We start from the raw sequence: 20,946 nt of genomic DNA, 5'->3' as shown, positions 1-20,946 counted from the left end.
ACCTCCGAGTGGGGAAGCCCCACCCTAGGCCCCTGCGGCGGCGGAAGGACACGTCTCGGTTCTCCACAGATCCGGTCAAGGGCCTGTCGGTGCGCCATGTGCGCGGGTGATGGTCGAGACATGATCCTGTCGGGGCACCTCCAGCACGACCGGCGCGACCGGCACGGCCGTACGCCCGCCGACCGCCTGTCCGACCGGCTCGCCGACATCGACGCGCGACGCCGGGTCGCCGAGCGCAGCGTGGACGCGCTCCTCGCCTCGTGGCAGGGCGGCGCCGTCCTCCACCAGCAGTCCGGCTGGCAGGACTGGGACCTCGCCGCCAACGACGTCATCGACTCGCTGTCGGCGCTCATCGGTGTTCTCGACCTCGCCCGCGAGGACCTGACCGACGCTCGTGCGGTCAGCCAGGCGCCCCGCCCACGATCCGGGTCTTGATCTCCGCCTTGAGCACCTTGCCGACCTTCGAGCGCGGCAGGTCCGGCCACACGTGGACGTCCTTGGGTGCCTTCACCGACCCGATGCGTTGCTTGACGAAGGACCGGAGGTCGTCGGGGTCGACGGACGCCCCCGGGTGCGGCTGGACGACGACCGCGACACGTTCGCCCCACTTGTCGTCGGGCAGCCCGACCACCGCGCAGTCCTGGACGGCCTCGTGGGCGAGGACCGCCTGCTCGACCTCGGTCGAGTACACGTTGAATCCGCCGGTGATGATCATGTCCTTGGCCCGGTCGACGATGTGGAGGAAGCCCTCCTCGTCGACGAACCCGATGTCGCCGGTGTGCAGCCAGCCGTTGCGCAGCGTCCGCGCCGTCTCCTCCGGGTCCTTCCAGTAGCCGGCCATCACCAGCGACGACCGTGCGCAGATCTCACCGCGCTCCCCCGGCCGCACCGGGCGGTCGTGCTCGTCGAGGATCGCCACCCGCACCAGGGGCGCCGGTCGCCCCGCACTGGTGAGCCGCTCGGTGGCCACGGAGCCGTCGGCGCGGAGGTGGTCGGCCGGCGGCATCATCGAGATCATCATCGGCGCCTCGGTCTGGCCGAAGAGCTGCGCCATCACCGGTCCGATCCTCGTGAGCGCCTCCTCGAGCCGGGAGGCCGACATCGGCGCCGCGCCGAACCAGAAGCACTGCAGGCTGCCGAGGTCGGTGGAGTCCAGGTCGGGGTGGCCGAGCACCATGTAGATCAGGGTCGGCGGCAGGAACGTGTGGGTGACGCCGTGCTCCTGCACGAGGCGCAGGAACCCTCCGACGTCGGGCGCGCGCATGATCACGACCTCGCCGCCCAGCGACATCACCGGGAAGCACAGCACGCCGGCCGCATGGGTGAGCGGCGCGAGCGCGAGGTAGACCGGCGGGCCGTCGAACGGGTAGCCCATCAGGGTCAGCGCCGTCATCGTCTCGAGGTTGGTGGGGGTGAGCATCACGCCCTTGGGCCGGCCGGTGGTCCCGCCGGTGCCGACGAGCATCGCGAGCTCCCCCGGGCCGGGCGGGGCGATGCGCTCCGGCACGTCGACGCCGGCGCCGCGGTCGAGGAACTCCTGCCGCGCCAGGGACCCCTGGTCCGCGGCGTCGAGGCAGACCCACGTGTGGATCCCGGGCAGGTCGTCGCGGATCGCGGCCACGAGCGGGGCGAACCCCGACTGGTAGAGCACCACCTCGGTGTCGAACAGCTCGAGCAGCTCGCGGTTCTCCGCGGCCTCGTTGCGGGGGTTGATCGGGCACCACACGGCTCCGGCGCGGCTGATGCCGAACACGCAGGTGAAGGCCACCGGGTCGTTGGCGGAGAGGACCGCGACGCGCGACCCCTCGGCCACGCCGCACCCGAGGAGCGCCGCCGCGACCTCGTGCGACAGCCCGACCACCTCGGCGTACGACCGCGTGGTGCCGTCGGTGGTCAGGCAGGGGCGCTCGGCGCCCAGGCTCGCGCCCTTGTCCAGGTAGTCGTGCAGCCGCATCGGCCCCTCACATGCCCATGCCGCCGTCGACCGGGATCCCGGCCCCGTTGATGAAGCGCGACGCGTCGGAGGCGAGGAAGACCACGGCGTCCGCCATGTCGTCGACCTCGCCGAGGCGTCCCGAAGGGGTCAGCTCGATGACGGCGCCGACGGCCTCCTCGGGGCTGCCGTAGAGCCCGAGCGAGGCCATGTCGTTGGCGAGCCCGGCACCCATCGCGGTCGGCACCAGGCCCGGGTAGATGCAGTTGACCCGTACGCCGTAGCCGAGCTTGCCGGACTCCATCGCCGCGACGCGGGTGAGCCGGTCGACCGCGGACTTGGTGCCGCTGTAGACCGCGATCGCGGGGAAGGCGATCGTCGCGGCCACCGACGAGATGTTGATGATCGAGCCGCCCTTGCCGGCCGCACCGTCGGGGCGCATGGCGCGCAGGCCGTGCTTGAGCCCGAGGGTGGTGCCGAGGACGTTGACGTCGAGCATCGTGCGGATGTCGTCGACCTGCACCTCGGTGAGGAGACTGGTGATCTCGACGCCGGCGTTGTTGACGAGGACGTCGAGGCCGCCGAGCTGGTCGACGGTGGCCTGGACGGCCGCCTCCCAGCCGGCCTCGTCGGTGACGTCGAGGCGTACGAACCCGTGCCCGTCACCGAGGCCCGCGGCGGTCTCGGCCCCCGCCTCGTTGACGTCCGCGATCATCACGCGGGCGCCCGCGGCCGCCAGGGCGCGGGCCATGCCCTCGCCCAGGCCCTGGGCGCCTCCCGTGACGAGTGCGACGCGTCCGGTCAGGTCCGTTGCGGTCATCGAGGTCTCCTCAGGGCTGCGGGGGCGAGTGATGGCCATCACACTGACCGCACGTCTTGACGACTGTCAAGAAAATCTTCCACTGGTCCGTCCCACCCCCTGCGGCGCGCGTAGGATGCCGCGCGTGCCGACCCCCGCCCGCTCCGTCGCCGAGCCCGCAGCCGACCCGGCTGCGCCGTCGGCGGAGCGGCCGAGCAAGCACGAGGACCGGCGCGAGCAGCTCGCCGAGTCGGCGCTGGTCACCCTCGGCACGCTGGGCTACGCGAAGACCTCGCTGCGCGAGATCGCCCAGCGCTCACCGTTCTCGCACGGGGTCGTGCACTACTACTTCTCCAGCAAGGAGGAGCTGATCACCTCCTGCGTGCGCCACTACAAGCGCACCTGCGTGACGCGCTACGACGAGATCGTGGCGTCGTCCACCACCGCGGCCGAGCTGCAGTCGCGCTTCGCCGAGAAGCTGGCCGGGACCATCCGCGAGGAGGGCCCGATGCACCAGCTCTGGTACGACCTGCGCAACCAGTCGATGTTCGAGCCCGCGCTGCGTGAGGTGGTCCTCGAGATCGACGGCCAGCTCGAGCAGATGATCTGGCGGGTGGTCTCGCGGTACGCCGAGCTCGCCGGCCGGGCGCCGTCCGTGGACTCCTCGACCTGCTACGGCATGCTCGACGGGCTCTTCGCGCAGTCGCTGCTCGCCTGGGCGACCGGCCCGGACACCGAGCGCGAGCACGTGCTGTCGGTGCTGACCGCTCGGGTGCACACGCTGATGCCGTCGCTGCTGGGCTGAGGAGTTCTCCACAGATCCGGGTGCGGGGGTGTCGCCGCGCCGTGCGACTGACCACGATCGGGGCATGACGACCTCGGGAACCGTCCACCTCGATCCGACCGCCCACGCGGCCGCCGCCACCCTGCTCGACGACCGTCTGAGGGAGCTCGACGCACGCCGCCGGACAGCTGAGGCGTCCGTCGAGCGACTGCTCTCGACCTGGCACGGGGAGGCGGCGACGGCGTTCGGCTCGCAGTGGGCGACGTGGAGCTCCGCCGCTTCCTCGGTCGTCGCCGACCTCGGCGGCGACGTTGCCGCGCTCGCCGGCGCACGCGGCGACCTCGTCGCGGCGGACACCGGCGCCTCGCAGCACCCCCGCGCGATGGCCGGACACCTCGAAGGGCGCCTGGGGTGACCGCCTTCGACGTCGACCTCGCCGAGCTGCGCAGCGTCGTCGCGGAGCTCGCGAGCTGCCAGCGCGACCTCCTCGAGCTCGCCGGCGACATCGACGACGCACAGGCCAAGGTGCAGCACCAGTGGCTCGGGCACGCGAGCGCGGCGCAGGAGGTGGCGTACGGCTCCTGGCGCGACGAGTGCGCCGACATGGTGACGGCGCTTGCCGCGATGCGGACGATCGTCGCCGCCGCGGACAGCCACTACTCCTCCGCGGTCGAGGCCAACCTCGCGCTCTGGCAGCAGGTCAGCGCGTGACGCCCACCCGGCCGGGTCGCACGCACGTGGCATAGACCCCGAGCATCGGCTCGCCGGCGCTGTTCAGCGGACGGTCCCGGGCGAGCGCCTTGAGCAGCCGGACGTCCTTCTCCCCCGTGACCGGGTGGTGGTCGATGACGGCGCACCGCGGGACCGGGCCGCCGATCCGCAGCGTCGCCTCACCGACGACGTGCTCCTGCCCCGCCCACGACTCCTCGACGTAGGGCTCCTCGGTCTCGACGACGAGGGTCGCCCGGAAGCGCGCGGCCTGGTGGCGTACGTCCTCGTGCCCGACCCGTGCGGCCAGGTCGCGCAGCGACGCCGTGCCGACGAGCGTGACCGGGTCGGCGAACACGACCCCGCCACGCGGGGCGGCAGCGAGGCGCACGGGCTCGTGCAGCCAGCCGGACAGCAGCTCGGCGTGCGGGCCGTCGGTCAACGCGAGCGCGACGGGTCGGCCCCAGTAGTCGCACGTGACGTCCTCGCCGCTCGGCGGGGTGGGTGCGCTCACGGACTCGCCGGTCGGGAGGGTCAGCTCCAGCTCGTCCCCCTGCGTCCGCGCGACGACACCGATCAACGACGGATGCTGCACGGTCTTCAGCACACGGGCCTGCTCGACGTCGACGAGGCACCACGCCCGGTCGCCGACCGCGCCCTGCTCGTCGAGGACGACCTCGTCGAGGTCGAGGTGCCGCATGCCCTTGACCGGCGCGAACCCGGCCCGGCGTACGACGTGGGTGGCGGGCATGGGCCGATCGTTCCACGCCGGTTGTCCACAGATCATTGCGACCCTCTGGCGGGAGGCACCGTACGGAACGAAGGCTGGTGCCCGTGCGGATCACAGTGGAGTGCGGCGGGTTCACCCGGGCGGCGGACGCGTGCCTGACGGCCAACCACACCAGCGCCGTGCTGACCGAGTCCCTCGCCACGCGGCTCGCGGGGTGCGCGGGGATGGCCGGCGACGACGCGACCAGCGGGGGGTTCTCGCGGGCGTACGACGGCGCTGCCGCCGAGGCGCTCGCAGCGATGGCCGACCTCACCCACGCCTTCACCGGCGCCGGCCGCCTGCTCGCAGCGACCGGCGACAACCACGTACGCGCCGAGTCGGCCGCAGCCGGACGGCCGCGCACCCTCGGTTACGCCGGCGGCAGTCTCGACGACGACGCGTACGTACGCGTCCAGCCGGCGTCGCCTCCCTCCAGCCTCGGCGCGCAGGAGCCGTCACTCGGGGTGGTCGACCGGTGGATCCTCGACCAGGTCGAGGGTTTCGCGTGGCCGTCCGCCGACGTGGGACGACTCCGCGCGACCGCCTCCGCCTGGCGGCGCGCGGCTGCGTCGACTGCCGGGCTCGCCGACCACGTCGACGCCGCCGTCGCGCTGGTCGAGCAGCAGCGCTCCCCCGAGGTCCCGCTCGCCGTCGACGCCCTCGGCGAGCTCACCACGGTGATCGGCGACACCGCGTGGCAGCTGTCCGAGCTCGCGACCGCCTGCGAGGAGTACGCCGAATCGGTCGACGCGGCCCGGGACCGTACGCGTGCGCTGCTCGCCGAGGTCGGCCAGATGGTGGTCGAGGGTGCGGCCATCTCGGTCGTGGTCGCGGGCCTCTCCGGAGGCTTCGGCGGCGGGGTGGCGATGGCGGCAGCCGCGGCCCGGGTGCGCGCCCAGGCACCACGGTTCTTCACCCTCCTGACCGCGTTGCGCGCGGGCGCTGCCGCCGCTGCCGCGCGGATCGAGCGGGTCGTCGACGAGCTCGCTGCGTTGCGGGCGCGGCTCGAGAAGTTCGTCCGAGTGCCGGCGCGGGACGAAGTCGGGAGCGTGAAGCACCCGCTGGGGTGGGGAGGCCGGGCTCGTACGCCGGGACGCCCCAAGCCGGAGGTCGAGGACCAGAAGCTCGGCAACTACGTCGACCAGCTCTTCAAGGGAGTGGACAACCCGCAGCGCATCGGTGACGGCACCACCATGGACGCAATCAGGCATGAGCTGCGTACCGGTGATTCCGTGCACGGTCGTCGTCACATCATCAAGGGCGAGGAGACCTTGCGCGGTTTGGACAAGTGGCTGCGACACAATTCAGATGCAGACCCGTCCGATCACAGGATCGCCCAGCAAATTGCCGACGAGCTCAGAGAGGCACTCCAGTCATGACCGCGTCCGAAGAGCTGGTGCGCCGCCTGGTTGCGTCCTTCCCACAGCTGGAGCCTGTGATGGCGGAGCACCTCGCCGACCAGGAAGGTGAACTGCTTCCCTACCTCGTCATGGCCGACATCGCTCGATGGACGCAGGCCACCAACGCCGACGACCCCGAGCTCGTGGGCGAGGTCGTGGACTGGCTGGAGCGGGAGTTCGCAGCGGCCGAGCCTGCTGAGAAGGACCTGATCGGTCTGGGTTTCGTCGAGACGATCCCTTACCCGCCCGAGGGTGCCGCGCTGCTGCTTCGACTCGGGCCAGAGCTGACCTCCGTAGCCCGCGATCTCGGCCTGGTCTCCTGACCCGGAAGCACTCCCACACTCCCACCCACCCGCCACACTGTCCGGGTGTCCCGCTCCTCGACCCGCCTGACCCTCGTGGTCACCGCAGCGATGCTGGCGGCTGTCGTGACGTGGCATCCCGCGGAGCAGCTGGAGGGCGCCCGCCGCGCGATCGGGATCGGCGCGGAGCGGCCGCTGCCCGCACCCGAGGTCGTGCGCGCGGGAGGGGCGTACACCTGGGCGATGACCCAGCCCGACAGCGACGCGCCCGTCGGGTGGGACCCGTGCGAGGAGATCCGCTACCGGGTCAACCCGGCCGGCGAGCCCCCCGGCGGACGCGGGCTCGTCACCGAGGCGCTGCGGCGGGCGAGTGCGGCGACCGGCCTGTCCTTCGCCGACGAGGGCGAGACCGACGACCGCCCGTTCCCCGACGGGGTGAAGCTGTTCGGACGCCCCGACCCCGTCGTCATCGGGTGGGGAGACCCGCGCGAGTACCCCGACCTCGCCGGGCAGGTGGCCGGCGTCGGCGGTGCCGTCGCAGAGAGCGACTCGGCGGGCCGGCTGCGGTTCGTCAGCGGCAGCGTGGTCCTCGACGTCGAGGCGTTCACGCCGACGGCCGTCGCCCAGCAGCCGCGGGTGATGGAGGCGATCGTGCTGCACGAGGTCGCGCACGTCATCGGCCTGGGGCACGTGAAGGAGCCGATGGAGCTGATGTACGCCGACAACACCGGGCAGGTCGAGCTCGGCCCCGGTGACCGCGAGGGCCTCGCCCGGCTCGGCTCGCTCCCCTGCGGCTGACCAGGCGAGGGGCGAGCCCGTACGCGGACCGACTGACGTAGGCAGTTCGAACCGTCGCCAGCGCCCGCCACGCTCGGCCGGCTGGCCCGAACGGCGAACTGCCTCCGTGGTCCCCGAGCCGCGCACCATGAAGGCAGTTCGCGCGTCGGGCTGCCGGTCCCACGCTCAGTCAGCCGCCGCGAGTCGCGAACTGCCTTCATGGTGCCCGAAGGCCGTGACTCAGGGTGCGCGGTTGCCGCGCGCGTCCTCCTGCGCGACGAGCCCGTCGAGGTCCTTGAGCCGGTCGAGCCCCGTGACCGCCCGCGACATCCGGTGGTTGCCCTCGAAGGTCTCGCGGTGCCGGTCGAGGAACCACCAGTAGCCCGCGGTGAACGGGCACGCGTCGTCCCCCACCCGCACCTTGGGGTCGAAGCGGCACGATCCGCAGTGGTCGCTCATCTTGTCGATGTAGGCGCCGCCGGAGGTGTAGGGCTTCGTCATCATCCGGCCGCCGTCCGCGTGCTGCGACATGCCGACGACGTTGGGCACCATCACCCAGTCGTAGCCGTCGACGAACGCCCGGTGGAACCAGTCGGTGACCTGCGTCGGCGCCCAGCCGCGCTGCAGGGCGTACGACCCCAGCACCATCAGCCGCGGGATGTGGTGCACCCAGCCGTGCTCGGCCACCTGGTCGAGGGTGTGCGACAGGCAGCGCGCGTCGGTGGCAGCACCGTCCAGCTCGGCGAACCACTTCGGGATCCGCTCGCGCGCCGCGAGGGAGTTCTCCCGGCGGTAGCCGTCGCCCATGTGCCAGTAGACGTGCCAGACGTAGTCGCGCCAGCCGATGACCTGCCGGACGAACCCCTCGACGCTGGCGATCGGCGCCGCGCCGCTCCGGTACGCCTCCTCCGCCCGCTCGACGACCTCGAGCGGGTCGAGCAGGCCGAGGTTCATGGGGGCGCTCACCAGGCTGTGGGCCATCCACGGGTCACCCTCGAGGATCGCGTCCTCGTACGCCCCGAAGTCCGGCAGCCGGTGCTCGACGAAGTGGTCGAGCGCGGCCAGCGCCTCCCGCCGGGTGGCGGGGAAGATGCGCGGGCCGTCGCGGCCGATGAACGACACCTCACCGTCGCGCTCCCACCGGTCGAGGTCCTCGCGGACCTGGGCGTCGATGTCGTCCTCGGTCGGCCACCACGGCTCGGTCACACCGAGCGTGTCGGCGCCCTTCGGCGGTGGCTCGCGGTTGTCGTGGTCGAAGTTCCACTGCCCGCCTGCCGGCTCGCCGCCGTCGAGCAGCACGCCGTGGGCCTGGCGGGCGCGCCGGTAGAAGTCCTCCATCAGCAGCCCCTTGCCGCGGCGCCCGTCGGCCCAGCGCTCGAAGTCCTCGCGCGCCGTGGCGAAGCCGCGCGGCGGCAGCACCGTGCAGCCGAGCCGTTCGACCAGCCCGAGCGCGGCGTACGACGTCGGGTGCACGACCTCGACACCTCCGTCGGAGCCGTGCTCGCGCACCGCCTCGGCGTACGTCTCGGCCTGGACGTAGGTCAGCCGGTCGCCGAGCTCCGCGGCGCGGTGGCGCATCGCGCTCAGCACCAGGTGGGCCTTGGCCCGGTGGAAGCGGCGGCGGCGGAAGACGCCGGTCGACTCGACCATCAACAGGGGGCCGCGGTGGTCGGCGGCGAAGTGCGGCCCGAGCTGGTCGCCGAAGAGCCACCGGGTCGTCATGCGGTCAGCCTAGGCAGGCTGGAGAACTGCGGTGGGCCGGCTCAGAGGTGGTGCAGCTTGGGGTAGGGGTGCGCGATGCGGACCGCCTTGTCCCCGAAGTCGACGGTGGCCGCGTGGCTGTCGAGGTGCGTCACCTGGCCGAGGCCGTAGATGTCGTGGGTGACCCGGTCACCCACCTCGAACACCTCGACCACGGGGTCGACCGCGGGCTTGAACGGGCTGCTGGGGAGGTGCTTGGGCCGTCGGCCACTCGAGGAGGTCATCACCCCCAGTATGCGCCTCCGGACGGCCTTGTGGGGCATCCTCACCCCGAGAATGCTGCTCGCAGCCGCGCCGCCCGGGGGCGTCAGGAGGTGCGGGACCCGAGCAACCCCTTGACGTACGCCGCCTGACCGAGGTGCTGGAGGCAGTCGCCGAGGATGCTGATGAGGCGTACGCCGGCCGTGACCGGCGGGTCCCAGCTCTGGTCGACCTCCCGCTCGAGCTCGCGCTCGTCCACCGTCTGGAGGTAGCGCGCGGTCGCGAGGGTGACCTCGCGGTGGTAGCCGGTGAGCAGCTCCGGGTCGGTGATGCGGACCGCGTCGACCTGCTCGCTCGTGTGGCCGTAGCCGATGTCGTCGGTCCCGTTGGGCAGGCCGAACCGCTCCTGCCACTGCTCCCACACCTGGGGCTGGTCGGCGAGCGCGGCGACGTGGTCGTCCTGCACCCGCGCGAGGTGCCACAGCAGCCAGCCGATCGGGTTGCCGGTGCCGCCGGGGCGGTACGCCAGGGCGTCGTCGTCGAGACCGTCGGCGATGCCGTCGTACAGCTCGGTGACCCTGCCGAAGGCCTCGGTCAGCACTCCGCGTACGTCCACGGCCGCCTCACTCCGCCGGGGTGGCGGACCTGACCTGCGGCGCCGCCGACTTCTCGTCCTTCAGGCCGTCGATCTCGGCGAGGATGCGCGTGCGCTCGTCGTCGCTGAGCGACACCTTCGCCTTCGCGAGGCCCTCGTCGAGCTGGTCGGCGATGGTCGCGTCCTCCGCGCTGTACTGGTAGGAGCTGACCTCGTCGACCACTCGCTGCGCGGCCTCGATCGCCGCCTGCTTCTCCTCGTCAGTCATGCCGACCACGCTAGCCAGCCGTCCGCTGAGGACAACCGTCCGTCGGGGTGTGCCACCCTCGCTCACTCCTCGGGGACTACATCGCCCGCGCCAGGCTCCGCCGCAGCGACCAGCCACCGAGAGCCGCGAGGGCGAGCGCCATCGCGGCCAGCACGCCGAGCTGCGGCAGCACGTCGAGGAGCCCACCGTCCCGGCGCTGGATGTCGGCCAGCGCCTCGTAGGCCCACGCGTGCGGGGTGATCCGCGAGATCGCCCGCATCGTGTCGGGGAAGAGCTCGAGGGGGAACATCGAGCCGCCGAGCGCGGCGAGGACCAGGCCGAAGCCGATCCCGGCTCCGGCGGCGGCACCCTCGTTCTCCAGGAGCGTGCCGAGGAGGATCGCCGCCCCGGCGGCGACGAGGCTGAAGAGCAGCAGGACGAGCAGTGCCAGCGGCAGGTTCCCCCAGTCGACGCCGAAGATCAGGCTGGTCGCCACCATCAGGTAGCCGCCCTGGAAGAGCGCGATCGCCCACCGGCCGAGGATCTGTCCGGCGACCAGCTCGCCCGACGTCATCGGTCCGGCGAGCATCCGCGAGACGACGCCCAGCCGCCGGGCCTGGATGAGCGTCGCGGAGCCGCCGAGGCAGGCGAGGAAGGTGAAGAGCAGCAGCTGGCCCGAGGCGCCGAACTCGAACTGCCCCATCCCCTCGAACTCCTGGCTCAGCCGGTCCACGCTCGTCACCTCCAGCTCCGGTGCGACGACCTGCCCCTCGGCGGCCTCGACCGCGGAGGCGGCGCGATCGGGCGGCACGCCCGCGTCCTCCAGCGCGAGGAGCCTGCCCCGGTCGGCGCGGAGGGAGTCGACCGCGGAGCGGACCTGTTGCTCGACCACCTGGGCGTTGCCCGCCGAGCCGCGCACGACCTCGAGCGTCACGGCCTCCCCCGCGTCGTACGCCGTGGCTGCCGCCGCGTCGACCCGGACTGCGGCGTCCAGCCGGCCACGTGCGAGCAGCGCCAGCGCGTCGTCCCAGGCGAGGTCGGAGACCACGACGTCGTCGTCCTCGAGCCGCTCGACCAGCCCGGACTGCAGGTCGGAGCCGGCGCCGCTGACGGCGACCCGCCCTGACCTGGCGCCCTCCCCGAACTGGAGGCCGATCATCAGCACCAGCAGCAGCGGGAAGACGAAGACGAAGAACAGGTTGGAGCGGTCGCGCAGGAAGAGCCGCAGCTCGGTGCCGGCGACCACGATCGCGTTGCTCACGACAGCGCCCCCCGGTCCGGCACCAGCCGCGAGACGACGAGCATCACCGCGACGAAGCCCAGCATGATCGCGACCGGTACGCCGATGTCGCCCAGCCCGCCGCCACCCGAGGTGGTGCCGAGTCCGCGCAGCAGCGCTGCGACCGGGTTCAGGTCGAGCACCCGGGAGAGGGAGCCGGTGGCGCTGACGGGGAAGAACGCGCCGCCCCCGATGCCGAGCACCAGGGCGACGATGGAGGTCGCGATGCCGGCCTGCTCGCTGGTCCGGGCCACGCGCACGATCAGGAACATCACCGACGTCCCAGCGGCGGTCGCGCACAGCACCAGGAGGGCGACCGCCGGGACGGAGCCGAAGTCCGCGTCGAAGAGGTAGCCGCCGAGCCCCAGCAGGATCGCCGTGGCGACGGTGCCGAGCACGAAGCTCACCAGCGCCTTGGACGCCACGATCACCCAGCCGGGGATCGGCATCGACCGCAGTCGCGCGAGCGTGCCGGACTCGCGGTCGACGAGCAGGCCGGTGACGCCGAAGCCGACGGTGAACAGCAGGAACAGGCCAGCCTGCCCCGCCACCAGGGCCGCGCCCGCGTCGAGCTGCTCGTCGGAGGCCTCGCCGCGCACGAGGTCGTACGCCGGCCCGCCGGTCGTCGCCTGCTCGACGAGCGCCGGGACGTCGGTCATCGCGACTCCCTCGGCCAGTCCTGCACGCGCGGTGACCGCGCCGGCGGCGACCTGCTTGAGGAAACCGTCGACGACGGACAGCACGATGTCGGCCTCGAGTCCCGCCTCGTCCCCGCGTACGGCCTCGACGGTGACCGGCTCGCCGGCTCGCGCGGCCGGCCCGAAGCCGTCCGGCACCAGCAGCGCGACGGCAGCGTCGCCGTCCTCGACCTGCCGCCGACCGGCGGCCTCGTCGACCTCCTCGACCGTCACGTCGAGCTCGTCGGCGCCGTCGAGGGAGCGCAGGACGTCGGTGAGCACCGCCGCGAGGTCGTCGTCGGCCGGAGCGCTGACGGCGACTGTCAGGGGCTTGATCTCGATGTCGTCGGCCTGGCTGAAGACGAGGTTGAAGACCGACATCAGCGCCATCGGCACGACGAGGGCGAAGATCAGGACCGACTTGTCGCGCAGTCGTTGCAGCAGGTCGGAGCCGGTGAGGACGAGCAGCTGGCGCACGAGTCCCCCTAGTCCCTCAGGCCCTTGCCGGTGAGGTGCAGGAAGACCGACTCGAGGTCGGGCCGGGCGATCTCGACGTCGGCGAGGGTGACGCCGCGTGCGGACGCCGTCCCCACCACCTGCGCGACCAGCGCCGGCGCGTCCTTGACGGTCAGGATCGCGGATCGTCGTTCCGCCTCGACCCGCTCGACGCCGGGGATGAGGCGCAGCTCCTCGGCGGCCGCAGTCAGGTCGCCGCCACTGCCGCCGAGCCGGATGGTGTCGACGCCGCCGACCAGCCGGATCAGCTCGTCGCGCGTGCCCTCGGCCTGCAGCCGGCCGGAGTCGATGATGCCGATGCGGTCGCAGAGCCGCTCGGCCTCCTCCATGTAGTGCGTCGTGTAGAGCACGGCCATGCCCTCGCCCGACAGGGCCTCGACGGACTCGAGGATCGCGTGTCGCGACTGCGGATCGACGCCGACGGTCGGCTCGTCGAGGATCAGCAGCGTGGGCCGGTTGAGCAGGCCGATGCCGATGTTGAGGCGGCGCTTCATGCCGCCGCTGTACTCCTTGCTGCGGTCCTTCGCGCGGTCGGCGAGGCCGATCAGGGTGAGCACCTCGTCGACGCGGCCCTTGAGCTCGACGCCGCGCAGGCCCTGGAGCTTGCCGAACAGGGCGAGGTTCTCCCGCCCGGTCAGGTCGGGGTAGATCGCGAGCTCCTGCGGCACCAGACCGAGGTGGCGCTTCGGCTCGGTGGTCCGCGGCGTCATCGGCTGCCCCGCCACGGTGACCGTGCCCGCGTCGGCGGCGATCAGCCCCGCGACCATCGAGATCGTCGTCGTCTTCCCGGCACCGTTGGGCCCGAGCAGTCCGTACGTCTCGCCCGGCGCGATGCGGAAGGACACCTCGTCCACCGCCGTCAGGTCACCGAAGCGCCGGACCAGCGAGTCCACCACCAGCACGTCGTCCGTCATCTGCATTCCTCCCCGTCGCCCTCACGCTAGGGACCGCGTGGCGGGAGCGTCAGGGACGAACGTCACGGATCAGGGGCCTTCTGGCCGTCGCGTGACCGGCCACCAGGACTACCGTCGAAGCATGGCCCTCAAGCGGCGCTCCGACGGCACGTACGTCGGTGACCTGCCGCCCCTGCGCCGCGTGATCCCCTACCTCATGCGCACCCGCACGGAGTCGCTCGTCTACTTCACGCAGCGGATCGAGGTCGGCGCCCTCCTCACCTGGCTCGACGAGACCAACACCGGGCGGACCCGCGACGAGCGGGTGACCCTCTTCCACGTCTTCCTGACAGCGATCGGGCGCACGATCCGGCTGCGCCCACAGACGAACCGGTTCATCGCCGGTCGCCGCACCTACGAGCACGACGAGATCGCCGTCTCGTTCGTCGTCAAGCAGGGCATGACCGAGGAGGCGGAGGAGTCCGAGGCCCGGATCGTGCTGACCGGCGAGGAGTCGGTCGACGACGTACGCCGCCTCGTCGACGGCGTCGTACGCCGCGAGCGGGCCGCCGTCGAGCGCGGCGGCGACGACCGGCTGGTCGACTTCTTCGCGTCGTGGCCGCGGCCGGTGCTCACCGGCATCGCCGGCGGCCTGAGGCTCCTGGACCACCACAACCTGATGCCGCGCAGGCTGGTCGACGCGATCCCCCTCTACACCAGCGTGTACGTCGTGCACGCCGGCTCGATCGGCATCGACCCGCCCTTCCACCACCTCTACGAGACCGGCACCGCGAGCGCCTTCGTCGCGATCGGTCGCGTGGCGCCGCAGCCGGTGGTCGACGAGTCCGGTGCGGTGGTCGCGCGGCAGTGCGTCGACGTCGCCTACACCCTCGACGAGCGCGCGACCGACGGCTTCTACTTCGCGAAGACGTCCGAGGTGATCCGGCGGCTGGTCGCGGAGCCGGAGCTGCTCGCCGACGCGTCCCTCACCGTCGAGCAGATCGTCCCGGTCTGGCCGCCACGGCGATGAGCCCGCTCCTGCTCCGGCGCGCCCCGGGGCTGCGGGGCGTGCTGGTCGAGGTCGGCGTGGTCGGCGCGGCGCTGCTCGTCAACCTGCTGGCGCGCCGGCTCACCCTCGACGATTTCGACGTCGCGGTGGCCCACGCCCACTCGCTGCTGTCGCTGCAGGAGTCCCTGCACCTCGACTGGGAGCACGCGGCCCAGGACTCCGTCGAGGCCGTGCCGTGGCTGGCGACCGTCGCGTCCTGGTTCTACGTGTGGGGTTACCTGCCCGTGGTCGCCCTGGCCCTGGTCGTCCTCTTCGTCCGCCGTCCCCGCGACTACGCCTTCCTGCGCAACGCCCTGCTCGCGGGCGGGATCGTCGGGCTGCCGGCGTACGTCCTCTGGCCCCTCGCCCCGCCTCGCCTCACCGACCTCGGCTACACCGACACCATCAGCACCTCGGCCGTCGACGCTGCCGCCCGTCCGGTCGGCATCGCCAACGAGATCGCCGCGATGCCGAGCTTCCACGTCGGCTACCTGGTGGTCGTGTGCGCGGTGGTCTGGCAGCTGTCCCGGTCGCTCCTCCTCCGGACCTGGTGCGTGCTGCACCCGCTCGTCATGTGCTGGGTGGTGCTGGCCACGGCGAACCACTGGGTCCTCGACCTCCCGGCGGGGGTGCTGCTCGCCGTCGTCGGGCTGGGGGCGGCGAGGTGGGTGGGGTCGAGTGCCGAGGACGGGGAGGCCGAACGGCCCTGCCAGCAGGTCGCGCGTCCGCCTAGCGTCGTCGACGAGGGAGGACACCATGGCTGATCGCACGGGCAGCACCACGGGACAGGCGGGCAACGCGATCTACGGCATCGGCATGTTCGGCGCCTGGGTCTACTTCTGGATGCAGGCCGACGGCTTCTGGCAGCACGTCCTGGCGATCCTCGAGGGGATCGTCTGGCCGGCGTTCGCGGTCTACCACGGGCTCGACGCCCTGGGCGCCTGACCGGTCGCGGGCGGCCGAGGGCGTTCAGGAGGCGGCGGCGGTCCAGAACGCCTCGAGCACGCCCGCAGACTCGGGGCCCCCGAGCTCGACCTGGGTGAGGAGGATCGACACGGTGCCGGCACGCGGGTCGACGTACGCCGCGGTGCCGGTGCCGCCGACCCAGCCGTAGCGTCCGACGACGTTCCACTCGTGGAGCAGCTCGGTGTCGACACCGCCGCCGAACCCCCAGCCCTGGCCGTCGAGGAAGAACCCGCCCAGCTCTCGCTGCCGTGGCGTCGTGTGGTCGGTCATCATCAGCCGCACCGACTCCGGCTGCAGCAGCCCGTCGCCGTCCGCCAGCAGCGTCCGGCCGAAGGCCAGCCAGTCGTCGGCCGTGGTGACGAGCCCGCCCGACCCGGAGGCGAAGGCAGGCGGGCGGCTGAAGCAGCCGTCGGGCTCGTCCCGCACGGGGAGCGCGCCGTCGTTCGCGCCGTCGTTCGCGCCGTGGAGCGTGGTGAACCGGTGGCGTTCCTCGTCCGGCACGTGGAAGCCGGTGTCGTGCATCCCGAGCGGCTCGAGCAGGCGATCGGCCATCGCGTCGGCGAGGTCCTGCCGGGCCGCGCGCGCGGCGAGGACGCCGAGCACGTCGTACGAGGCGTTGTAGGTCCAGCCCTCGCCGGGCTGGTGCATGAGCGGGATCTCCGACAGCCGCCGCATCCACTCGTCGGGCGCGGGCACCTCGTGGATGTCGTCCGCGGCCTGGCCCAACCGCTCGATGAGCAGCGGCGTGACGGCGGAGTCCCACGTGCAGAAGCCGTGCCCCGCCGTCCCCGTGAGCAGATGCCTGGCAGTGATCGGCCGCGCGCACGCCACCGTGTCGTCGAGCGGGCTGTCGAACGTACGCAGCACCCGAGGCTCGGCGAGCTCGGGGAGCAGGTCGCCGACAGGGGCGTCGAGGTCGATGCGCCCGTCCTCGACGAGCAGCATCGTCAGCGCGGCCGTCAGCGGCTTGGTGATCGACGCGGCCCGGAAGATCGAGTCGCGCGCCATCGGCGTGCCGCTCGAGTCCTGCTCGCCGAGGGTGACGACCTCGGCCTCGTCTCCCCGCGCGACGAGGGCGACGAGGCCCGGGATCGCGCCGGAGTCGACGTAGGGCCGCAGCGTCGCCTCGAGGTCCGCCATGCGGCGACCGTACCGCTCGTGCCGGTGGTCGCGGGGCCGAGGACGGGCAGTCCCATCTGGGGTATTCCGCAACGACCCGAGCGGTGGCAGTGTGACGTGGATCACACCCCTCGGAGGTCCCCATGCGTCGCCTGCTGTCCGGATCCGTCGTCGCCGTCGCCGTCGCTGCCCTGGGAGTGGGCCTGGCTCCGCCCTCGTCGACCTCGCCGCCCACCGCCGCCCGGAGTGCTCCGCAGGCCGACCAGCCGCTGGACGCCTACACCGCGAGGGGCGTCAGCGCCGAGCAGCTGCGCACCCTCGCCCGTCAGGGCTACGACCTCCACGAGGCGCACCCGACCGGTGACACGACCCGCGTCGACCTCGTCCTGACCAGGGACGAGGCCGAGCGACTGCGCGGGGAGGGCATCGACATGCGCCTGGCGCGGGTCAAGGGCGGCCAGACCGTGCGGCAGTTCGCCGCCGCGCAGGCCGCCTCCGGCTACACCGTGTGGAAGTCCTACGACGAGCCCGGCGGCTACCGCGACCAGCTCACCACCATCGCGAGGGACCACCCCGGCGTCACCAAGCTGGTGAAGCTCGGCACGACCTACCAGGGCCGCGACATCCTCGCGCTCAAGATGACGCAGGGCGCGCGCGGGCAGAAGGACGGCTCGCGGCCGGCGGCGATCTTCAGCGCCACCCAGCACGCGCGGGAGTGGATCGCGCCAGAGGTCGTCCGTCGGCTGATGTACACCTACCTCGAGCGCTGGGAGGCCGACGACGAGCCGACCAAGAAGCTCCTCCAGAGCACCGAGCTGTGGTTCGTGCCGGTGATGAACCCCGACGGCTACGAGTACACGTTCACCGACGAGAGGCTGTGGCGCAAGAACCTGCGCGACAACAACGGCGACGGCATCACCCAGGTCGGCGACGGCGTCGACCCCAACCGCAACTTCCCCGCGCACTGGGGCTACGACAACGAGGGCTCGTCCGACATCCCGTCCAGCGAGACCTACCGCGGGCCGTCCCCCGCCTCGGAGCCCGAGACGCAAGCGGCCATCCGGCTCTTCGACCTGGCCAAGGCGGAGTTCCTGGTCAACTACCACTCCAACGGGGAGTGGCTGCTCTACAACGACGGCTGGCAGATCGGCACCCCGACGGCCGACGACCCGATCTACCACGCCCTCTCGGGCAACCTCGACGAGGCCGCCATCGAGGGCTACCACCCCGGCCTGTCCTCCGACGTCCTCTACGTCACCAACGGCGAGACCGACGGCTACGTGCAGGAGGCGAACGGCACGCTGGCCTGGACCCCTGAGCTCTCGCCCGGTTGCCCCGGGTGCGGCTTCGTCTTCCCCGACGACGAGCAGCTGGTGGCCGAGGAGTTCGAGCGCAATCTGCCGTTCGCCGAGTCCGTGGCGGAGTCCGCGGCGGACCCCGACGACCCGAAGTCGGTCCTCGGCATCAAGACCAAGCCCTTCCACCTCGACACCGAGGACTCCTACAAGTCCGGCCTGCCGGCGGTGAACCTCAGCTTCGACAAGTCGTACGGCGACCCCCAGACCGTCGCCGTGCTCGCCAAGCGGAGCCTCGGCGCGGTCACCGCGAAGTGGAAGGTCAACGGCGGCCCCACCCAGTCCGGCCCCACCACCGAGTGGGCCGGGGGTGAGCGCTTCGGGATGACCTCGACGCACTACCACCAGGTCCGCGGCACGGTCACCGGCACCGATCCCGGCGACATCGTCGAGGTGTGGTTCGAGGGTGGCGGCGAGAGCAGCGAGTCGTTCAGCTACGAGGCGGTCTCCGAGTCCGGCGACCGGGTCCTGGTCGTCGCGGCCGAGGACTACACGGGCGCGTCGCCCAACCAGACACCCGGTCCGCACTACCTCGACTACTACCTCGACGCCCTCGTCGCCAACGGCGAGGACGCCGACGTCTACGACGTGGATGCGCAAGGTCGTACGGCTCCCGATGCCCTCGGCGTGCTCAGCCACTACGACGCGGCGATCTGGTACACCGGCGACGACGTCGTCACCCGTACGGCCGGGCGCGGCCCCGGCAACGTGGACCGGCTCGCGCTCGACCAGATGCTGGAGTTCCGGGCCTACCTCAACGAGGGCGGCCAGGTGATGTACACCGGCGACTGGGCCGGGATGCAGTACACCGGCGCGGCCGTGGGCACGCAGTACTACGACCCGAAGGGCGAGATCGCATGCCGCCCGCTCCCGCTTCCGGCGGAGGTCGACAGCCGTCGGTGTCTCGCCCTGCGCGGCTCGGGCGACGGGACCAACGACGTCCTCCAGTACTGGTTCGGCGGATACGTGCAGATCGCCGGCGACGGGCTCGACGACAACGGCGACGTCCACGACGTGGCCGGGATCGACGACCCGTTCGCCGGAGCGACGTGGGCGATGAACGGCCCCGACTCGGCGGACAACCAGGACGAGACGTCGTCGTTCATCTCGACCAGCGGCATCCTTCCGGTCGAGCAGTTCCCGCAGTTCGAGAGCTGGCCCTCGGCACGCTGGGACAAGCCGGGCGGACCGTTCGACCCGCACACCGGCGACCAGTACGTCTACAGCCAGCTCGCCGACGTGTCCTACAAGCGGCTGACCCGGACGGTGGACGTCCCGGCCGGCGGCGGCACCCTCGACTTCTGGACGTCCTACGACACCGAGGCCGACTGGGACTACGTGTTCGTCGAGGCGCGCACGCCCAGTGGTGACGACTGGACGACGCTGCCCGACCTCAACGGCCACACCTCGCAGGAGACCGGCGAGAGCTGTGCGTCGGGCTGGCGCGAGCTGCACCCGCAGCTCGACCACTACCAGACCTACGACGCCGGCACGGAGACGTGCACGGCCTCGGGCGAGACGGGTGAGTGGCACGCAGCCTCGGGCTCCTCGAGTGGATGGCAGGAGTGGAGCGTCGACCTCGGCGAGTGGGCCGGTGGCCAGGTCGAGGTGTCGATCACGTACGCGAGCGACTGGGCCACCCAGAACCTCGGGACGTTCGTCGACGACGTGACCCTGCCCGACGGTTCGTCGACCTCCTTCGAGGCGGGCCTCGACGGGTGGGAGGTGCCCGGCGCTCCTCCGGGCAGCGCCGCCAACGGCAACGACTGGATCGTGACCGACGCCGGCGGGTTCCCCGTGGGTGCCGCGATCTCCACGCCCGACTCCCTGCTGCTGGGGTTCGGGTTCGAGGGCATCGCCACGCCGGCGGAGCGCAACGAGGTGATGGGGAGGGCGCTGGAGCACCTGCTGGACTGAGCCGCCACCGGTAGGCGAGGGCGCTGGCTACGCTCGCCGCATGAGCAAGCCCGTCGCCCTCGTCACCGGTGGATCGTCCGGCATCGGTGAGGCCACCGCCCGCGCCCTCCTCGCGAAGGGGTTCGCGGTGTACGCCGTGGCGCGCCGTGTCGAGCGCATGTCGGCGCTCGAGTCCGAGGGCGTGCACGTCTTCGCGATGGACGTCACCGACGACGCCTCGATGGTCGCCGGGATCGAGCGGATCATCACCGAGCAGGGCCGCATCGACGTCCTGGTCAACAACGCGGGCTACGGGTCGTACGGCGCCGTCGAGGACGTCCCGATCGACGAGGCCCGCCGACAGTTCGAGGTCAACGTGTTCGGCCTGGCCCGCCTGGTCCAGCTCGTCACGCCGCACATGCGGTCACGGAGGTCCGGGCGGATCATCAACATCTCCTCGATCGGCGGGAAGTTCTACGAGCCGTTCGGCGCCTGGTACCACGCGACCAAGTTCGCGGTGGAGGGCTTCAGCGACAGCCTCCGCATGGAGCTGCGCCCGTTCGGCATCCAGGTCGTGCTCATCGAGCCCGGTCCGATCCGCACCGAGTGGAACGAGATCGCCCGCGACTCGCTGCTCGAGCGCTCGGGCGACGGGGCGTACGCCGACTGGGCGCGCAAGGCGCACGGCGTGATGGAGCGCTTCGACGAGCCGTCGCGGGCCTCCAGTCCCGAGGAGGTCGCGGACAAGATCGTGAAGGCGGCCCTCGCCAAGCGCCCCGCCGCGCGCTACCCCGTCGGGCGCGGAGCGCGCGTGATCACCACCTCGCGCGACCTGCTGCCCGACCGGGTGTTCGACGAGGTCGTGAGCCGGACGTACGGGACCAGGTAGACGCCTCGGGCAGGCGACTCCGGGCCGGATGG

The 20,946-nt window shown here is 72.1% G+C and carries 23 protein-coding genes; 12 read left to right on the top strand and 11 right to left on the bottom strand.

Features of this window, described 5'->3' with window-relative positions; genetic code table 11:
* The first annotated feature begins 120 nt into the window (after positions 1–120).
* Positions 121–435 (top strand): WXG100 family type VII secretion target, encoded by a 315-nt coding sequence (locus IEZ24_RS00645; RefSeq protein WP_129455235.1) that lies wholly within the window; start codon positions 121–123, stop codon positions 433–435.
* Here IEZ24_RS00645 and IEZ24_RS00640 read toward each other — a convergent pair.
* Together IEZ24_RS00640 and IEZ24_RS00635 are read right to left on the bottom strand one after the other, a co-directional pair.
* Positions 401–1,954: an acyl-CoA synthetase gene (locus IEZ24_RS00640; protein WP_129455236.1), complete on the bottom strand. Its 1,554-nt coding sequence runs from the start codon at positions 1,952–1,954 to the stop codon at positions 401–403. The two genes, IEZ24_RS00645 and IEZ24_RS00640, sit on opposite strands and share 35 nt — an antisense overlap.
* Positions 1,955–1,961: 7 nt before the next feature.
* On the bottom strand, positions 1,962–2,753 hold the full coding sequence (locus IEZ24_RS00635) for an SDR family NAD(P)-dependent oxidoreductase (RefSeq protein ID WP_129455237.1): 792 nt from the start codon (positions 2,751–2,753) through the stop codon (positions 1,962–1,964).
* 124 nt (positions 2,754–2,877) lie between these two features.
* Here IEZ24_RS00635 and IEZ24_RS00630 point away from each other — a divergent pair, with 124 nt between their 5' ends.
* The 3 genes from IEZ24_RS00630 to IEZ24_RS00620 all read left to right on the top strand — a co-directional run bounded on the left by IEZ24_RS00630 (position 2,878) and on the right by IEZ24_RS00620 (position 4,227).
* Positions 2,878–3,537: a TetR/AcrR family transcriptional regulator gene (locus tag IEZ24_RS00630; protein ID WP_242498486.1), complete on the top strand. Its 660-nt coding sequence runs from the start codon at positions 2,878–2,880 to the stop codon at positions 3,535–3,537.
* A 64-nt stretch (positions 3,538–3,601) separates the two neighbouring features.
* Positions 3,602–3,931: a WXG100 family type VII secretion target gene (locus IEZ24_RS00625; protein ID WP_129455239.1), complete on the top strand. Its 330-nt coding sequence runs from the start codon at positions 3,602–3,604 to the stop codon at positions 3,929–3,931.
* Positions 3,928–4,227, top strand: a complete 300-nt coding sequence (locus tag IEZ24_RS00620; RefSeq protein WP_129455240.1) for a WXG100 family type VII secretion target — start codon at positions 3,928–3,930, stop codon at positions 4,225–4,227. Before IEZ24_RS00625 ends, IEZ24_RS00620 begins: the two co-directional genes overlap by 4 nt.
* On the opposite strand, the gene IEZ24_RS00615 is transcribed toward IEZ24_RS00620, so the two are convergent.
* Positions 4,217–4,975 (bottom strand): MOSC domain-containing protein, encoded by a 759-nt coding sequence (locus IEZ24_RS00615; RefSeq protein ID WP_129455241.1) that lies wholly within the window; start codon positions 4,973–4,975, stop codon positions 4,217–4,219. The two genes, IEZ24_RS00620 and IEZ24_RS00615, sit on opposite strands and share 11 nt — an antisense overlap.
* 83 nt (positions 4,976–5,058) lie before the next feature.
* On the opposite strand from IEZ24_RS00615, the gene IEZ24_RS00610 reads away from it, so the two are divergent.
* From IEZ24_RS00610 to IEZ24_RS00600, 3 genes are read left to right on the top strand one after another with little or no spacing between them, the layout of a single operon-like run.
* Positions 5,059–6,372, top strand: a complete 1,314-nt coding sequence (locus tag IEZ24_RS00610; protein ID WP_129455242.1) for a WXG100-like domain-containing protein — start codon at positions 5,059–5,061, stop codon at positions 6,370–6,372.
* Positions 6,369–6,716, top strand: a complete 348-nt coding sequence (locus tag IEZ24_RS00605; protein ID WP_129455243.1) for a DUF7674 family protein — start codon at positions 6,369–6,371, stop codon at positions 6,714–6,716. The genes IEZ24_RS00610 and IEZ24_RS00605 overlap by 4 nt, the downstream gene beginning before the upstream one ends.
* Before the next feature lie 45 nt (positions 6,717–6,761).
* The gene (locus tag IEZ24_RS00600; RefSeq protein WP_129455244.1) at positions 6,762–7,493 is read left to right on the top strand and encodes a matrixin family metalloprotease; all 732 of its coding nucleotides are present in this window, start codon (positions 6,762–6,764) and stop codon (positions 7,491–7,493) included.
* Between the two features lie 219 nt (positions 7,494–7,712).
* Here IEZ24_RS00600 and IEZ24_RS00595 read toward each other — a convergent pair whose 3' ends face one another.
* The 7 genes from IEZ24_RS00595 to IEZ24_RS00565 form a co-directional block, all read right to left on the bottom strand.
* The gene (locus tag IEZ24_RS00595) at positions 7,713–9,194 is read right to left on the bottom strand and encodes a cryptochrome/photolyase family protein (protein ID WP_129455245.1); all 1,482 of its coding nucleotides are present in this window, start codon (positions 9,192–9,194) and stop codon (positions 7,713–7,715) included.
* A 41-nt stretch (positions 9,195–9,235) separates the two neighbouring features.
* Entirely contained in the window at positions 9,236–9,457 is a 222-nt protein-coding gene (locus IEZ24_RS00590; RefSeq protein ID WP_129455246.1) for a hypothetical protein, read from the bottom strand.
* A gap of 83 nt (positions 9,458–9,540) precedes the next feature.
* Positions 9,541–10,050: a mycothiol transferase gene (locus IEZ24_RS00585; protein WP_129455247.1), complete on the bottom strand. Its 510-nt coding sequence runs from the start codon at positions 10,048–10,050 to the stop codon at positions 9,541–9,543.
* Between the two features lie 7 nt (positions 10,051–10,057).
* Positions 10,058–10,297 carry a hypothetical protein gene (locus IEZ24_RS00580; protein WP_129455248.1) on the bottom strand — a complete coding sequence of 80 codons (240 nt, stop codon included), beginning with the start codon at positions 10,295–10,297 and terminating at the stop codon, positions 10,058–10,060.
* Between the two features lie 76 nt (positions 10,298–10,373).
* Positions 10,374–11,537, bottom strand: a complete 1,164-nt coding sequence (locus tag IEZ24_RS00575) for an ABC transporter permease (RefSeq protein WP_129455249.1) — start codon at positions 11,535–11,537, stop codon at positions 10,374–10,376.
* Entirely contained in the window at positions 11,534–12,709 is a 1,176-nt protein-coding gene (locus IEZ24_RS00570) for an ABC transporter permease (protein WP_207206816.1), read from the bottom strand. Before IEZ24_RS00570 ends, IEZ24_RS00575 begins: the two co-directional genes overlap by 4 nt.
* 8 nt (positions 12,710–12,717) lie before the next feature.
* The gene (locus tag IEZ24_RS00565; RefSeq protein WP_129455250.1) at positions 12,718–13,662 is read right to left on the bottom strand and encodes an ABC transporter ATP-binding protein; all 945 of its coding nucleotides are present in this window, start codon (positions 13,660–13,662) and stop codon (positions 12,718–12,720) included.
* 121 nt (positions 13,663–13,783) lie between these two features.
* Between IEZ24_RS00565 and IEZ24_RS00560 the strand changes: the two genes are divergently transcribed.
* The 3 genes from IEZ24_RS00560 to IEZ24_RS00550 are packed head-to-tail and all read left to right on the top strand — an operon-like array spanning position 13,784 to position 15,634.
* Positions 13,784–14,671: a 2-oxo acid dehydrogenase subunit E2 gene (locus IEZ24_RS00560; RefSeq protein WP_129455251.1), complete on the top strand. Its 888-nt coding sequence runs from the start codon at positions 13,784–13,786 to the stop codon at positions 14,669–14,671.
* Entirely contained in the window at positions 14,668–15,453 is a 786-nt protein-coding gene (locus IEZ24_RS00555; RefSeq protein WP_129455252.1) for a phosphatase PAP2 family protein, read from the top strand. The genes IEZ24_RS00560 and IEZ24_RS00555 overlap by 4 nt, the downstream gene beginning before the upstream one ends.
* On the top strand, positions 15,446–15,634 hold the full coding sequence (locus IEZ24_RS00550; protein ID WP_129455253.1) for a hypothetical protein: 189 nt from the start codon (positions 15,446–15,448) through the stop codon (positions 15,632–15,634). Before IEZ24_RS00555 ends, IEZ24_RS00550 begins: the two co-directional genes overlap by 8 nt.
* Positions 15,635–15,658: 24 nt before the next feature.
* Here IEZ24_RS00550 and IEZ24_RS00545 read toward each other — a convergent pair whose 3' ends face one another.
* Positions 15,659–16,795: a serine hydrolase domain-containing protein gene (locus IEZ24_RS00545; protein WP_129455254.1), complete on the bottom strand. Its 1,137-nt coding sequence runs from the start codon at positions 16,793–16,795 to the stop codon at positions 15,659–15,661.
* A gap of 122 nt (positions 16,796–16,917) precedes the next feature.
* On the opposite strand from IEZ24_RS00545, the gene IEZ24_RS00540 reads away from it, so the two are divergent.
* Together IEZ24_RS00540 and IEZ24_RS00535 are read left to right on the top strand one after the other, a co-directional pair.
* A complete protein-coding gene (locus IEZ24_RS00540; protein WP_129455255.1) occupies positions 16,918–20,046 on the top strand; it encodes a M14 family metallopeptidase in 3,129 nt (1,042 codons plus the stop codon).
* 40 nt (positions 20,047–20,086) lie between these two features.
* Positions 20,087–20,914 carry an oxidoreductase gene (locus IEZ24_RS00535; protein WP_129455256.1) on the top strand — a complete coding sequence of 276 codons (828 nt, stop codon included), beginning with the start codon at positions 20,087–20,089 and terminating at the stop codon, positions 20,912–20,914.
* Positions 20,915–20,946 lie beyond the last annotated feature (32 nt).

The organism is Nocardioides ganghwensis (genome assembly GCF_014779655.1).
GTDB lineage: Bacteria > Actinomycetota > Actinomycetes > Propionibacteriales > Nocardioidaceae > Nocardioides > Nocardioides ganghwensis.
This window is presented reverse-complemented; position numbering and strand designations above follow the sequence as displayed.

What these genes read in the sequence shown, in the direction of transcription:
- IEZ24_RS00640 (WP_129455236.1), bottom strand. Translation starts at nt 1,954, where the DNA reads ATGCGGCTGCACGACTACCTGGACAAGGGCGCGAGCCTGGGCGCCGAG.
- IEZ24_RS00645 (WP_129455235.1), top strand. Translation starts at nt 121, where the DNA reads ATGATCCTGTCGGGGCACCTCCAGCACGACCGGCGCGACCGGCACGGC.
- IEZ24_RS00560 (WP_129455251.1), top strand. Translation starts at nt 13,784, where the DNA reads ATGGCCCTCAAGCGGCGCTCCGACGGCACGTACGTCGGTGACCTGCCG.
- IEZ24_RS00550 (WP_129455253.1), top strand. Translation starts at nt 15,446, where the DNA reads ATGGCTGATCGCACGGGCAGCACCACGGGACAGGCGGGCAACGCGATC.
- IEZ24_RS00545 (WP_129455254.1), bottom strand. Translation starts at nt 16,795, where the DNA reads ATGGCGGACCTCGAGGCGACGCTGCGGCCCTACGTCGACTCCGGCGCG.
- IEZ24_RS00580 (WP_129455248.1), bottom strand. Translation starts at nt 10,297, where the DNA reads ATGACTGACGAGGAGAAGCAGGCGGCGATCGAGGCCGCGCAGCGAGTG.
- IEZ24_RS00540 (WP_129455255.1), top strand. Translation starts at nt 16,918, where the DNA reads ATGCGTCGCCTGCTGTCCGGATCCGTCGTCGCCGTCGCCGTCGCTGCC.
- IEZ24_RS00625 (WP_129455239.1), top strand. Translation starts at nt 3,602, where the DNA reads ATGACGACCTCGGGAACCGTCCACCTCGATCCGACCGCCCACGCGGCC.
- IEZ24_RS00595 (WP_129455245.1), bottom strand. Translation starts at nt 9,194, where the DNA reads ATGACGACCCGGTGGCTCTTCGGCGACCAGCTCGGGCCGCACTTCGCC.
- IEZ24_RS00555 (WP_129455252.1), top strand. Translation starts at nt 14,668, where the DNA reads ATGAGCCCGCTCCTGCTCCGGCGCGCCCCGGGGCTGCGGGGCGTGCTG.
- IEZ24_RS00605 (WP_129455243.1), top strand. Translation starts at nt 6,369, where the DNA reads ATGACCGCGTCCGAAGAGCTGGTGCGCCGCCTGGTTGCGTCCTTCCCA.
- IEZ24_RS00615 (WP_129455241.1), bottom strand. Translation starts at nt 4,975, where the DNA reads ATGCCCGCCACCCACGTCGTACGCCGGGCCGGGTTCGCGCCGGTCAAG.
- IEZ24_RS00590 (WP_129455246.1), bottom strand. Translation starts at nt 9,457, where the DNA reads ATGACCTCCTCGAGTGGCCGACGGCCCAAGCACCTCCCCAGCAGCCCG.
- IEZ24_RS00535 (WP_129455256.1), top strand. Translation starts at nt 20,087, where the DNA reads ATGAGCAAGCCCGTCGCCCTCGTCACCGGTGGATCGTCCGGCATCGGT.
- IEZ24_RS00565 (WP_129455250.1), bottom strand. Translation starts at nt 13,662, where the DNA reads ATGACGGACGACGTGCTGGTGGTGGACTCGCTGGTCCGGCGCTTCGGT.
- IEZ24_RS00635 (WP_129455237.1), bottom strand. Translation starts at nt 2,753, where the DNA reads ATGACCGCAACGGACCTGACCGGACGCGTCGCACTCGTCACGGGAGGC.